This window comes from Streptomyces odontotermitis, assembly GCF_050510915.1.
Classification (GTDB): domain Bacteria; phylum Actinomycetota; class Actinomycetes; order Streptomycetales; family Streptomycetaceae; genus Streptomyces.
Genome location: NZ_JBNJLS010000001.1, coordinates 126,489 through 139,009 on the forward strand (window position 1 = coordinate 126,489; position 12,521 = coordinate 139,009).

At 72.0% G+C, this 12,521-nt stretch carries 12 protein-coding genes; 9 read left to right on the forward strand and 3 right to left on the reverse strand.

Going from position 1 to position 12,521, the window contains the following annotated elements; translation table 11 throughout:
• Window positions 1–8 precede the first annotated feature (8 nt).
• Together lysA and ACQB60_RS00610 are read right to left on the reverse strand one after the other, a co-directional pair.
• On the reverse strand, window positions 9–1,355 hold the full coding sequence (gene lysA, locus ACQB60_RS00605; protein WP_496923795.1) for a diaminopimelate decarboxylase: 1,347 nt from the start codon (window positions 1,353–1,355) through the stop codon (window positions 9–11).
• A gap of 14 nt (window positions 1,356–1,369) precedes the next feature.
• Complete coding sequence (locus ACQB60_RS00610; RefSeq protein WP_496923796.1) at window positions 1,370–1,720, reverse strand: SAV_915 family protein; 351 nt, start codon at window positions 1,718–1,720, stop codon at window positions 1,370–1,372.
• A 440-nt stretch (window positions 1,721–2,160) separates the two neighbouring features.
• Between ACQB60_RS00610 and ACQB60_RS00615 the strand changes: the two genes are divergently transcribed.
• From ACQB60_RS00615 to ACQB60_RS00650, 8 genes are all read left to right on the forward strand, one after another.
• Entirely contained in the window at window positions 2,161–2,931 is a 771-nt protein-coding gene (locus tag ACQB60_RS00615) for a DeoR/GlpR family DNA-binding transcription regulator (RefSeq protein ID WP_496923797.1), read from the forward strand.
• 115 nt (window positions 2,932–3,046) lie between these two features.
• The gene (locus tag ACQB60_RS00620; protein WP_496923798.1) at window positions 3,047–4,423 is read left to right on the forward strand and encodes an ABC transporter substrate-binding protein; all 1,377 of its coding nucleotides are present in this window, start codon (window positions 3,047–3,049) and stop codon (window positions 4,421–4,423) included.
• Window positions 4,420–5,367: a carbohydrate ABC transporter permease gene (locus tag ACQB60_RS00625; protein WP_496923799.1), complete on the forward strand. Its 948-nt coding sequence runs from the start codon at window positions 4,420–4,422 to the stop codon at window positions 5,365–5,367. Before ACQB60_RS00620 ends, ACQB60_RS00625 begins: the two co-directional genes overlap by 4 nt.
• Complete coding sequence (locus tag ACQB60_RS00630) at window positions 5,364–6,197, forward strand: carbohydrate ABC transporter permease (RefSeq protein WP_496923800.1); 834 nt, start codon at window positions 5,364–5,366, stop codon at window positions 6,195–6,197. The genes ACQB60_RS00625 and ACQB60_RS00630 overlap by 4 nt, the downstream gene beginning before the upstream one ends.
• Window positions 6,194–7,183 carry a zinc-dependent alcohol dehydrogenase family protein gene (locus ACQB60_RS00635; RefSeq protein WP_496923801.1) on the forward strand — a complete coding sequence of 330 codons (990 nt, stop codon included), beginning with the start codon at window positions 6,194–6,196 and terminating at the stop codon, window positions 7,181–7,183. The genes ACQB60_RS00630 and ACQB60_RS00635 overlap by 4 nt, the downstream gene beginning before the upstream one ends.
• A gap of 60 nt (window positions 7,184–7,243) precedes the next feature.
• Complete coding sequence (locus ACQB60_RS00640) at window positions 7,244–7,465, forward strand: hypothetical protein (protein WP_496923802.1); 222 nt, start codon at window positions 7,244–7,246, stop codon at window positions 7,463–7,465.
• A gap of 72 nt (window positions 7,466–7,537) precedes the next feature.
• Window positions 7,538–8,779 (forward strand): TerD family protein, encoded by a 1,242-nt coding sequence (locus ACQB60_RS00645; RefSeq protein WP_496924743.1) that lies wholly within the window; start codon window positions 7,538–7,540, stop codon window positions 8,777–8,779.
• A gap of 135 nt (window positions 8,780–8,914) precedes the next feature.
• Window positions 8,915–9,928, forward strand: a complete 1,014-nt coding sequence (locus tag ACQB60_RS00650; protein WP_496923803.1) for a DUF4073 domain-containing protein — start codon at window positions 8,915–8,917, stop codon at window positions 9,926–9,928.
• 22 nt (window positions 9,929–9,950) lie between these two features.
• On the opposite strand, the gene ACQB60_RS00655 is transcribed toward ACQB60_RS00650, so the two are convergent.
• The gene (locus tag ACQB60_RS00655; RefSeq protein ID WP_496923804.1) at window positions 9,951–11,411 is read right to left on the reverse strand and encodes an alkaline phosphatase PhoX; all 1,461 of its coding nucleotides are present in this window, start codon (window positions 11,409–11,411) and stop codon (window positions 9,951–9,953) included.
• A gap of 118 nt (window positions 11,412–11,529) precedes the next feature.
• Between ACQB60_RS00655 and ACQB60_RS00660 the strand changes: the two genes are divergently transcribed.
• Window positions 11,530–12,297: an SDR family NAD(P)-dependent oxidoreductase gene (locus ACQB60_RS00660; protein WP_496923805.1), complete on the forward strand. Its 768-nt coding sequence runs from the start codon at window positions 11,530–11,532 to the stop codon at window positions 12,295–12,297.
• Window positions 12,298–12,521: the final 224 nt, after the last annotated feature.

Sequence of the window (12,521 nt, forward strand, 5' to 3'; positions counted from 1 at the left end):
CTCGCTCCCTACAGCCCCACGTCCCGCGCCCGCAGGTCCTCCAGGGACTCCCTGCGCACCAGGAGCCGGGCCAGGCCGTCCGCCACCGCCACCACCGGCGGGCGGCCCACCAGGTTGTAGCCGGACGCCATCGACAGGTGGTAGGCGCCCGCGACCGGCACGGCGAGCAGATCGCCGGGGTGCACGTCCTCGGGCAGCGGCACGTCGGCGGCGAGCACGTCGCCCGCCTCGCAGTGCCGGCCCACCACCGTGACGGGGTGCGCGGGCGCCGCCGAGTGGCGGCCGACCAGGCGCGGCGTGTAGCGGACCCCGTACAGGGCGGGCCGCGGGTTGTCGCTCATGCCGCCGTCGACGGCGACGAACACCCGCGTCCCGGTGCGCTTCACGGCCAGCACCCGGTACAGGGCGATGCCCGCCGAGGCCACCACCGCCCGCCCCGGCTCCACGGCGAGGCGGGGCACCGGAAGGCCCACCTGGGCGCAGCCGTCGGCGAGTTCGCGGCGCACCCTGCGGGCCAGCTCGGGCACGTCCAGGGGGTGCTCGCCGGGGCGGTAGGCGACCGCGTGGCCGCCGCCGAGGTCCAGCTCGGGCAGGGTGACGCCGTGCCGGTCACGGATCCGGGCCATCAGGCCGACGAGGTGGCGCACCGCCATCACGTACGGCTTCGGGCTGTCGATCTGGGAGCCGATGTGGCAGTGCAGCCCGGTCAGTTCGAGCCGGGGCTGCTCCAGGAGGCGGGTCACGGCGTGCATGGCCGAGCCGTCCGCGATGGACAGGCCGAACTTCTGGTCTTCGGTGCCGGTGCGGATCGCGGCGTGGCCGCCCGCGGCGACGCCGGGCACCACGCGCACCATGACGCGCTGCGCGGACTCGGCGGGCACGTTGGCCGCGAGCCTGCTGATCTCACAGGTGCTGTCCACGACGATGCGGCCGACGCCGAGGCGCAGCGCCGCGCGCAGGTCCTCGGGGCTCTTGGCGTTGCCGTGGAAGACGATGCGCTCGGGCGGCAGGCCCGCGACGACGGCGAGCTCCAGCTCCCCGGCCGAGCACACGTCGAGCCCGAGCCCCTCCTCGTGCACCCAGCGGACCATGGCCCGGCAGAGGAACGCCTTGGCCGCGTACAGCACGTCGGCGTCGGGGAACGCGGCCCGGTAGGTGCGGCAGCGCTCGCGCACCTCGGCCTCGTCGAGGACGTAGACGGGGGTGCCGAACCGCTCGGCCACCTCGTGGAGTTCGACGCCGCCGACGGTGGGCAGGCCCTGCTCGCCGGGGGTCGTGGAGGCGGGCCAGACCGCGAGGTCGTCGCCGGAGGGGTCCTCCGGGAGGTGCGCGGTGGCGATGGTGGTGACTGCCATGGTGGTCCGTCCCCTCAGCCGATGGTCACGGTGGCGCGCGGGCCGGGCGCGGCGGAGCGTGTACCGATGGGCGCCGGTGCGGTCAGGCGCGGGTCGACGGTCAGCTCGGTGACGCCGACCGGGCGGGTCAGCTCGCGCAGCGCGGGCTCGGCGAGCCGGATCCAGGCGTGGGCCGGGCCGAGGGCCGCGGCCAGGAGGCGCTCGCTGGTGAAGCCGACGGCGGTGCGGCCGCCCATCGGGGTGCGGAAGATGCGGGCCGCGCAGGCCCCGGCTCCCGGCCGGACGGGGACGAACAGGGGTCCGGCCGGGGTGCGTTCGAGGGGCTCGGAATCTCCGGCATCCCCGGCTTCGATGCGGTGGGTCATGGTGACGGCTCCTGACGTACTGCTCGGTCACTGAGCGGACGCGGCGGCGAACTCCGCGTCCCGGCACCGACGTTATGCCCGCCCGCCCCCTGATCCGCCCCGCCGGTAACGCACTGTTGACGCTCCGTGGGGACTTCTTGACGCGGCTCCCCCACCCGCCCCTTACCGGCACCCGGGCAGCGAACGGGCAGCCCCGGCCCCCCAAGCGGGCAGGGCTCTGCCCGCTTCCGCGCCGCCCCGCAGGTCCGCGGCGGGCGGCCGCCCCGGCAAGCGGGCACACCCGGGCACCATCGGGCGCGCAACAGACCTGGTCAGGCCGGTGGGCCCGCTGTAGAAACTCTTCAGGGCCGACGCCGGGCCCGAACGGGCAGCGGCGCGAAGCCGCGAGAAGCAGCGGAAAGCAGCTGGAAGCCGCGGAGAGCAGCAGGGCACACAGGGAGGTGCGGGCCATGAGCGCCGAGGAACGCCAGCGGGAGATCGTCCGGGCGGCACGCCGCACCGGCAGCGTCGACGTCACCGTGCTCGCCGCCCAGCTGGGCGTCGCGAAGGAGACCGTGCGCCGCGACCTGCGCGCCCTGGAGGACCACGGACTGGTCCGCCGCACCCATGGCGGGGCCTATCCCGTGGAGAGCGCCGGGTTCGAGACGACGCTCGCCTTCCGCACCACCATGCACGTCCCGCAGAAGCGGCGGATCGCGGCCGCGGCCGTCGAACTGCTCGGGGACGCCGAGACGGTCTTCGTCGACGAGGGGTTCACCCCCCAGCTGGTCGCCGAGGCGCTGCCCCGGGACCGCCAACTGACCGTCGTCACCGCCTCGTTGGCGACGGCGGGCGCCCTCGCCGAGGCCGAGAACGTCACGGTGCTGCTGCTCGGCGGCCGGGTGCGGGCGGGCACGCTCGCGACGGTCGACCACTGGACCACCAAGATGCTGGCCGGCTTCGTCATCGACCTGGCGTACATCGGCGCCAACGGCATCTCCCGCGAGCACGGCCTGACCACGCCCGACCCCGCCGTCAGCGAGGTCAAGGCACAGGCGATGCGGGCCTCCCGGCGCACCGTGTTCACGGGCGTGCACACCAAGTTCGGGGCGGTCAGCTTCTGCCGGTTCGCGGAGGTCGCCGAGCTGGAGGCGATCGTCACGAGCACCGCCCTGCCCACGTCCGAGGCCCATCGCTACGCCCTGCGCGGACCCCAGGTCATCCGCGTCTGACCGCACGCCCTCGCCCGTCCCCCCGGGGTGCCGCACACCTTCCGTGCGCCCCTTATCCCCTCTTATCTCCCTTCACCTCCCCATGCGTCACACGTCATACGTCCAGGAGCGATCCATGCGAACCCAGAGCCGACGGAGGTCCCGCGCACTGCTCGCGCCGGCCGCCGCGGGGGCGCTGCTCGCCCCGCTGCTCACCGGCTGCTGGGCCGGTGCGGGCGGGACCGGGTCAGGCGGCGACTCCCTCAACGTCCTCATGGTCAACAACCCGCAGATGACCGAGCTCCAGAAGCTCACCGCCGCGCACTTCACCAAGAAGACCGGCATCAAGGTGAACTTCACCGTGCTGCCCGAGAACGACGTCCGCGACAAGATCAGCCAGGACTTCGCCAACCAGGCGGGCCAGTACGACGTCGCCACGCTCAGCAACTACGAGATCCCCATCTACGCGAGGAACGGCTGGCTGCACGAGGTCGGCTCGTACGCACGCAAGGACCGGGCCTACGACGAGCGCGACGTCCTGCCGTCCATGCGGCAGTCCCTCACCGGGAACGACGGCAAGCTCTACGGCCAGCCCTTCTACGGGGAGTCGTCCTTCCTGATGTACCGCAAGGACGTCTTCGCCCAGAAGGGCCTGACCATGCCGGAGCACCCCTCCTGGCGGCAGGTCGCGAAGCTCGCCGCCCAAGTGGACGGCGCCCGGCCCGGGATGAAGGGCATCTGCCTGCGCGGACTGCCCGGCTGGGGCGAGCTGATGGCGCCCCTGACGACGGTGGTCAACACCTTCGGGGGCACCTGGTTCGACAAGGACTGGAAGGCCCGCCTGGACTCCCCCGAGTTCGAGAAGGCGACGCGCTTCTATGTGGACCTCGTCCGCGACCACGGCGAGTCCGGCGCCGCCCAGTCCGGCTACGCCGAGTGCCTCAACAACCTCACCCAGGGCAAGACGGCGATGTGGTACGACGCCACGGCCGCCGCGGGTTCCCTGGAGTCGGCCAAGTCCCCGGTCAAGGGCAAGATCGGCTACGTCCCCGCACCGGTCGAGCGCACGAAGAGCTCCGGCTGGCTCTACACCTGGGCGTGGGGCCTGCAGAAGGCGTCCCACAACCCCGACAAGGCGTGGAAGTTCATCTCCTGGGCGTCCGGCAAGGAGTACGAGAACCTGGTCGGCGAGAAGACCGGCTGGTCCAACGTCCCGGCGGGCAAGCGCGCCTCGACCTACGCCAACCCGGCGTACCGCAAGGAGGCCGCCGCCTTCCAGGACGTCACCCGCGCCGCCATCGAAGGGGCCCGCCCCCGCGACCCCGGCGTGCAGCCGCGGCCCGCGCCCGGCATCCAGTTCGTCGGCATCCCCGAGTTCACCGACCTCGGCACCCGGGTCTCCCAGGAGATCAGCGCGGCCATCGCCGGACGCCAGTCCGTCGGATCGGCCCTGGAGAAGTCGCAGCAGCTCGCCGAAGAGATCTCCGAGGAGTACGAGGGGCGAGGCCGATGACCGTCACAGCGAGCACCACCGTCACGCCCACGCGCGCGCCCGCCGCGAAGAAGGCGCCACCGGGACGGCTGCGCGCCTGGGCCACCCGGGCCCCGCTCCTGCCCGCCCTGATCTTCATGATCGCGGTGACCCAACTGCCGTTCGTGGCCACCCTGGTGATCTCCTTCTTCGACTGGAACGCGCTCTACCCGGACGCCCGCCGCTTCACCGGCCTCGCCAACTACCACGACGTCCTCACCGACCCGGACCTGCGCAAGTCCGTCTTCACCACGATCCTGCTCACCGCGGCCGTGGTGATCGCGAGTCTGGTCATCGGGCTCGGCCTCGCGCTGCTCCTGGACCGGAGGTTCCGCGGCCGCGGACTGGTCCGCACGCTGCTCATCGCGCCGTTCCTGCTGGTCCCCGTGGCGGCCGCGCTGCTGTGGAAGCACGTGCTCTACAACCCCGAGTACGGCCTCTTCAACGGCCTCCTGCACTGGGCCGGCGGCGACTCGGCGGCCCAGCCCGACTGGATCTCCCACACCCCGCTGCTCGCCGTCGAGGCGTCGCTGGTGTGGCAGTGGACGCCCTTCATGATGCTGATCCTGCTCGCGGGCCTGCAGAGCCGCGACCCCGAACTCATCGAGGCGGCCCGCATGGACGGCGCCGGCAACTGGCAGGTGTTCCGCCACCTGACCCTCCCCCACCTGCGCCGCTACCTAGAACTGGGCGCCCTGCTCGGCTCGATCTACATCGTGCAGAACTTCGACGCGGTGTTCACCATCACCTCCGGCGGCCTCGGCACGGCCAACCTCCCGTACACCGTGTACCAGAGCTTCTACCAGGCCCATGAGAACGGCCTGGCGTCGGCGGCGGGCGTCCTCGTCGTGATCGGCTCGATCCTCATCGCGACGTTCGCGCTGCGGGTCGTGTCGTCCCTGTTCCGCGAGGAGACGTCCCGATGAACCCCTCAACCGGCTTCAAGGGCAAGGGCCTCGGCCTGGCGGCCTGGCTCGCCGGGATCCTCTTCTTCCTGCCCATCGCCTGGATGACGCTGACGTCCTTCCATTCCGAGGAGGACGCCGCCACCAACCCGCCCTCGCTCGCCGCCTCGCTCACCCTCGACGGCTACCGCGACTTCTTCGGCGCGGGCGGCGGCGCGAGCCCCTGGCCCGCGCTGATCAACTCGACGGTGGCGTCCGTGGTCTCCACGGTCTGCGTCCTCCTCCTGGCCCTCCCCGCGGCCTACGCGCTCTCCATCCGCCGGGTCCGGAAGTGGACGGACGTCCTGTTCTTCTTCCTGTCGACGAAGATGCTGCCGGTCGTGGCGGGCCTGCTGCCGATCTACCTCTTCGCCAAGAACACCGGGATGCTCGACAACATCTGGCTCCTGGTCATCCTCTACACATCGATGAACCTGCCGATCGCCGTGTGGATGATGCAGTCGTTCCTCGCCGAGGTGCCCAAGGCGGTCATCGAGGCCGCGCAGATCGACGGCGCGCGCCTGCCCGTCATCCTCGCCCGGGTCGTGGCCCCCATCGCCCTGCCCGGCATCGCGGCGACGGCCCTGATCTGCTTCATCTTCAGCTGGAACGAACTGCTCTTCGCCCGTGTCCTGACCGGGGTCGTCGCGTCGACCGCCCCCGTCTTCCTGACCGGATTCATCACCAGCCAGGGCCTGTTCCTGGCGAAGGTGTGCGCCGCGTCGCTCGTGATCTCCCTGCCGGTGCTCGCCGCGGGGTTCGCCGCCCAGGACAAGCTGGTCCAGGGCCTGTCGTTGGGAGCTGTCAAGTGAAAGCCGCCATCATCGAGTCCGTGGGCAAGGCCGTCGTGGGCGAGGTGCCCGACCCCACCCCCGGCCCACGGGACGTCGTCGTGGAGGTGGCGGCATGCGGCCTGTGCGGAACCGATCTCCACATCCTCCAGGGCGAGTTCGCGCCCACGCTGCCGGTGGTGCCCGGCCACGAGTTCGCGGGCGTCGTGGTGGGGCGGGGCAGCGAGGTGCGCGAGCTGTCCCCGGGCGACCGGGTGGCGGTCGACCCCTCCCTCCACTGCCACGAGTGCCGCCACTGCCGGGACGGGCGCGGCAACCTGTGCGAGCGCTGGGCGGCGATCGGGGTGACCACGGCGGGCGGCGCGGCCCAGTACGCGCTCGCCCCCGCCGCGAACTGCGTCCGGCTGCCCGACCACGTCCGCACCCAGGACGCCGCCCTGATCGAACCGCTCTCCTGCGCGGTCCGCGGCTACGACGTCCTGCGCACCCGCCTCGCCTCCCGTGTCCTGATCTACGGCTCCGGCACGATGGGCCTGATGATGCTGGAGCTCGCGAAGCGGACGGGCGCGGCGAGCGTCGAGGTGATCGACCTGAACGCGGAACGCCTGGCGACGGCACGGCAGTTGGGGGTCTCCGGGGCCGCCGCGCACGCGGACGAGCTGGACCGGCCCGGCGACTGGGACGTGGTGATCGACGCGACGGGGAACGCGGCGGCGATCCAGGACGGCCTCGGCCGCGTGGCCAAGGCGGGCACCTTCCTCCAGTTCGGCGTGGCGGACTACGCGACCCGGGTCACGATCGACCCGTACCGGATCTACAACCAGGAGATCACCATCACGGGGTCGATGGCGGTCCTGCACAGCTACGAGCGGGCGGCGGAGCTGTTCGCGGCGGGGGTCCTCGACCCGGACGTCTTCATCAGCGACCGGATGCCGCTGGCGGACTACCCGGCGGCCCTCGACCACTTCGCCTCGGGGGCGGGCCGCAAGACGGTGGTGGTGCCGTAAAGCGGTGGTGGTGCCGTAAAGCGGTGGTGGTGCCGCAGCCCCCGCCGTACTCTCCACGGCATGCCGAGACCTCAGGGATTCACGTACGACGTGCGGGGCGACGGGACCGTCGTGATCACGCACGGCCCGCGCACCGCGAGCACGCTGCGCGGTCCGCGGGCCTCGGAGTTCCTCGCCGAGGTGGAGTCCGGCGACGCACAGCTGGTGATGGCGCGCTGGACGGGCAACTACAAGCGGGGCAACGAGAGGGCGGCCCGCCGCCACCCGCGCAACGCGGGCTGAGCCCACTCAGGAAAAAGCCGTGGGTAAGGGAACGGTAAAGCGGGCCCGGTCGTTACCCGGGGCATGACCGCTATGACCCCTGGCTCGAACATCCCGCTCACCGCCACTCGCGTGGCAGTGGACGTCTCCGCCCCCGTGCGCCTCGACGTCTCGGGCCTCCTGCTCACCGCCGACGGCAAGGTGCGCTCGGACGACGACTTCATCTTCTTCAACCAGCCCTCGGGCCCCGGCGTCACCTACCGGTCCGGCGGCGGTACGACGCCCGACGTGATCACGGTCGACACCGCCTCCGTCCCGCCCGGCATCGAGAAGATCGTCGTCACCGCGAGCCCGGACGCGGCCGGCCAGACCTTCCAGGGCATCGAGCCCACCGCCACGATCCGGAACGCGGACGACGGCTCGGTCCTCGCCACCTTCACCCCGCCGCAGCTCGGCACCGAGACCGCCCTGGTCATCGTCGAGGTCTACCTCCGGGGCGGCGCGTGGAAGGCACGCGCGGTCGGCCAGGGCTATGCGAACGGCCTCGCGGGCATCGCCACCGACTTCGGCGTGAGCGTCGAGGAGCCCGCCCCGGCGGCCGCCCCGGCCCCGGCCGCACCCGCCGCCCCGCCCGCCGCCATGGCTCCCCCGTCCGGCCCCCCGGTCCAGGGCCCGCCCCCGCCGGCCGCGGCCGACCCCCGTCTCGCCGCACCCCCGGCGGCCCCCGCCGCCCCCGCGCCGCCCGCCCCCGGCGCCGGGAAGATCAACCTCGACAAGGGCCGCGTCAGCCTCCAGAAGAACCAGACCGTGTCCCTGGTCAAGGCGGGCCGCCCGCTGCTCGCGCAGGTCAAGATGGGCCTCGGCTGGGAGCCCGCGTTCCGGGGCAAGGACATCGACCTGGACGCCTCCGTCATCGCGTACGGCCCGCAGCGCAACCACATCGACAGCTGCTACTTCGGCAAGCTCTCGATCCTGAACGGAGCGGTGAAGCACTCCGGCGACAACCTCACGGGCGAGGGCGGCGGTGACGACGAGGTGATCGTCGTCGACCTCGGCCGTCTCCCCCAGGAGGTCACGGGCCTGGTCTTCACGGTGAACTCGTTCTCGGGCCAGAAGTTCACCGAGGTCGCCAAGGCGTACTGCCGTCTGATCGACGCGGCGACCAACGAGGAGCTGGTCCGCTTCGACCTCACCAACGCCGAGTCGCAGACCGGCGTGATGATGGCGAAGCTGGTCCGGCAGTTCTCCGGCGAGTGGGACATGACGGCCATGGGCGACTTCGTGAAGTCCCGTACGGTCCGCGGGATGGTGAAGCCCGCCGCGCAGGCGCTGTAGGGCCCGCGCGCCGGATCCTGCCGCGGTCGCGTTCGGCGCCCGCCCCGCGCGGGCGCCGAATGATCTCCGAGAGTCCAAGCACCGGCCCTCCGCAGTCCAAATCCCCGTCGCCCAGGGGCCGTTACCCTGCCGCGCATGACGAACCCCACGCGTCCTTCCGGCCCCGCCCTCCCCCACGCGGCGGGCCACGCCTCCGGCCCCTCCCGCAGGAGCATCCTCACCGCGGGCGGGCTCGCCCTCGCCACCGTTCCGCTCGCCGGGCTCACCGCCGCGCAGGCCGCCGCCCGGCCCGCGCGCGCCGCGGCCGCCGCCTCGCTCGACGTGATCAGCGACATCCAGGGCGACCTCGGCGACCTCGGCACGGCCCTCGACCAGCTCGCCGGGCTCGGCACCTCCGAGGCCCTCGTCATCGCGGGCGACCTGGTCGCCCAGGGCACGCAGGCGCAGTACGAGGACCTGTACGCCACACTCGCCGACCACCGGCACCCGGAGCGGGTGCTCGCCGCGCTCGGCAACCACGAGCAGTACAACGCGGACCCGTTCGACACCCAGGTCAAGCGGTTCCTCCAGTACACCGGCATGCCCGACGTCTACTCACAGACCACGGCGGCCGGGCTCCCCCTCCTGTTCATCGGCACCACGGCACCCGCGAAGAACGGCACCAACCCGCCCTTCGTCACCCTCGGCGCCTCTCAGCTCAGCTGGCTGGACTCGGCGTTGAAGTCCCACGCCGACAAGCCGTACGTCCTCGTCTTCAGCCACCATGTGCTGCCCGGCTCGGTCTCCGGCACCACCGGATCCGACGCGGCCCGCTTCTACGACCAGGACTTCGTCGACGAGTCCGAGCTGCTCACCATCCTCGGCGCGCACCCGAACGTCGTCTTCTTCTCCGGCCACACCCACTGGGACCTGAACCGCTCCGACTGGGCCGCGAAGAAGGTCGTCCAGGGCGGCGACCCGAAGGGCTTCACCGTCGTCAACACCGGCTTCATCCAGACCATGTTCGGGCCGGACGGCAGCGGCGGCGAGACCCCGGGCTCCGGTGCGGAGTCCCAGGGTCTGCGCGTGCTCCTTGGCACGGACGGCAAGCTGACGGTGGAGTCCCGCGACTTCCGCCGCAACAAGCTCATCCGCACCCTGACCGTCTGAACCCCACGGCCCCGGAGCGGCGTCAGCGGCGCTGGCGCCGCCACGGTCCCGTGATCGCCAGCATGATGCCCGGCGTCTGGATGTTGGCGTACAGGGTCTTGCCGTCGGGCGAGAAGGTGACACCCGTGAACTCGCTGTACTCCGGCTTCTCTTCGGTGCCAATGTTGAGCTCGTTGCGCGCGATGGGATACGTGCGGCCGCTCTCCGTCGCGCCGAAGAGGTGCTGGATCCCTTCGCCGTCCTCGGCGATGACGAGCCCTCCGTACGGGGAGACCGTGATGTTGTCGGGCCCGTCGAAGGCGCCGTCTTTCGCCGGGTCGGGGTTGACCCCGAGGAGCACCTTCAGGGTCAGGGTGCGGCGCGACGGGTCGTAGAACCAGACCTGGCCGTCGTGCTGGACGGGGCTCTCTTCGCGGGCGTACGAGGAGACGATGTACGCGCCGCCGTCGCCCCACCACATGCCTTCGAGCTTGCGGGCGCGGGTGATCTCGCCGTCCTTGAACTGCCTCCGCACCGGCACGGTCTTCGCGTCGCGGTCGGGGACGTCCACCCAGTCCACTCCGTACACGGTGCCGATCTTCGTGGCGCGGGACAGGTCGTCGACGAAACGGCCGCCGGAGTCATAGCACTTGGGGGCCTTGAGGGCACCCGCGTCGTCGGCGAGCGTGCACAGCCTGCCGCGGCCGTGGTGGAAGCCATGCGGCGGAGTCCAGCGGTAGAGCAGGCCGTTGGGGCCCGAGGCGTCCTCGGTGAGGTAGGCGTGGCCGCGCTTGGGGTCGATGACGACGGCCTCGTGGGCGTACCGGCCGAATGCCTTGACGGGCTTCGGGTCACGGTTCGCGCGCCGGTCGAGCGGGTCGACCTCGAAGACGTAGCCGTGGTCCTTGGTCATGCCGTTCTTGCCGGCCTTGTCCTCGGTCTCCTCGCAGGTCAGCCAGGTGCCCCAAGGGGTGCGCCCGCCCGCGCAGTTGGTGGCGGTGCCCGCGATGCCGACCCACTCGGCGACCTGTCCGTCGGGGCGGACCTCGACGACGGTGCAGCCGCCGGCGGCCGCCGGGTCGTAGACGAGCCCCTCGGTGAGCGGGACGGGGTACTTCCAGTCGGCGCGGGGGCCCTTCAGCTCGTGGTTGTTGACGAGGAGGGTGGTGCCGCGGGGGCCGGGGAAGGTGGCGGTGCCGTCGTGGTTGGACGGCGTGAACTCGCCGCTCTCCAGCTTCGTCTTGCCGCTGTAGGTGATGACCTTGTACGAGAAGTGGGCGGGCAGCGCGAGCAGGCCCTCCGGGTCGGGGACGAGCGGGCCGTAGCCCGGGCCGCCGTGCCCGTGACCGTGGCCGTCCGCCCCGTCCGCGCCCGCCACCTCGTCCGTCTCGGTGGCGGCGAGCGCACCGGGCGCGGTGGCGAGCGCACCGACGCTCCCGGCCAGGGCGACCCCGGCACCGGTGAGCGCGGATCGTCTGGCGAAGTCCCTGCGGGTGAGCGTCATCGTCTCTCCTTCAGCGCGCGTACGACCGGGCTGCTGTCGGCGTCACGTTCCCGCTCGCGTATAAACGGCGGTTGAACGCTGTCCGACTTCAGGGGACCACTTCCGGAGGTTTTCACCCATGACTCTGCCCGCCACGGGACGCCGTGTCCTCATCAGCGGAGCCTCGCGCGGGCTCGGCCGGGCGCTGGCCCAGGCGTTCGCGGCGAACGGCGACCGGGTGGCCGTGCACTTCGGCTCCCGCGAGGAGGAGGCCCGCGCGACCCTGGACTCGCTGAGCGGGGACGGGCACGTCCTGGTGGGCGGCGACCTGGCGGACCCGGCGGGCGCCGCCGCCGTCGCGGACCGGGCGGCCGAGTCCCTCGGCGGCCTCGACGTGCTGGTCAACAACGCCGCCGTGAACCTGCCGCACCCGCTCGCCGACACCTCGTACGAGGACTGGGCGGAGCTCTGGCAGCGGCACGTGTCCGTCAACCTCCTCGCCACGGCGCATCTCAGCCACCTCGCGGCGCACCGCATGATCGGGCAGGGCACCGGCGGCCGGATCGTCAACATCGGCTCGCGCGGCGCCTTCCGGGGCGAGCCCGACCACCCTGCGTACGGGGCGACGAAGGCCGCCGTGCACGCGCTCGGGCAGTCGCTCGCCGTCTCCCTCGCGCCGCACGGCATCGCGGTGGCCTCGGTGGCGCCCGGCTTCTTCGCGACCGAGAGGGTGGCGCACCGGCTGAGCGGGGCGGAGGGCGAGGCGATCCGCGCCCAGAGCCCGTTCGGGCGCGCGGGCACCGCCGAGGAGATCGCGGACGCCGTGCTGTGGCTGGCCTCGCCGCTCGCGGAGTGGGCCTCGGGGACGGTCCTGGACCTCAACGGGGCCTCGCACCTGAGGACTTGAGGTCTTGAGGTCTTGAGGTCTTGAGGTCTTGAGCGAGGACTTGAGCGGCCAACCGTTGGCCAGGGCTGCTGTTCAGTGAGTGGTTGGAAGAATCTTCGTAAAGAAGGTCAACAGCAGCAGAAAGGCCCTAAAGCCAAGATTTCGCGCAGAACATCTTGACCCCGGATGCACACCGCAATAGACAGCACCTACCTGTTACCTGCATCACCCGTCGTGGGGAGGCG

What these genes read in the sequence shown, in the direction of transcription:
- ACQB60_RS00620 (WP_496923798.1), top strand. Translation starts at nt 3,047, where the DNA reads ATGCGAACCCAGAGCCGACGGAGGTCCCGCGCACTGCTCGCGCCGGCC.
- ACQB60_RS00640 (WP_496923802.1), top strand. Translation starts at nt 7,244, where the DNA reads ATGCCGAGACCTCAGGGATTCACGTACGACGTGCGGGGCGACGGGACC.
- ACQB60_RS00655 (WP_496923804.1), bottom strand. Translation starts at nt 11,411, where the DNA reads ATGACGCTCACCCGCAGGGACTTCGCCAGACGATCCGCGCTCACCGGT.
- ACQB60_RS00610 (WP_496923796.1), bottom strand. Translation starts at nt 1,720, where the DNA reads ATGACCCACCGCATCGAAGCCGGGGATGCCGGAGATTCCGAGCCCCTC.
- ACQB60_RS00625 (WP_496923799.1), top strand. Translation starts at nt 4,420, where the DNA reads ATGACCGTCACAGCGAGCACCACCGTCACGCCCACGCGCGCGCCCGCC.
- lysA (WP_496923795.1), bottom strand. Translation starts at nt 1,355, where the DNA reads ATGGCAGTCACCACCATCGCCACCGCGCACCTCCCGGAGGACCCCTCC.
- ACQB60_RS00650 (WP_496923803.1), top strand. Translation starts at nt 8,915, where the DNA reads ATGACGAACCCCACGCGTCCTTCCGGCCCCGCCCTCCCCCACGCGGCG.
- ACQB60_RS00630 (WP_496923800.1), top strand. Translation starts at nt 5,364, where the DNA reads ATGAACCCCTCAACCGGCTTCAAGGGCAAGGGCCTCGGCCTGGCGGCC.
- ACQB60_RS00660 (WP_496923805.1), top strand. Translation starts at nt 11,530, where the DNA reads ATGACTCTGCCCGCCACGGGACGCCGTGTCCTCATCAGCGGAGCCTCG.
- ACQB60_RS00645 (WP_496924743.1), top strand. Translation starts at nt 7,538, where the DNA reads ATGACCCCTGGCTCGAACATCCCGCTCACCGCCACTCGCGTGGCAGTG.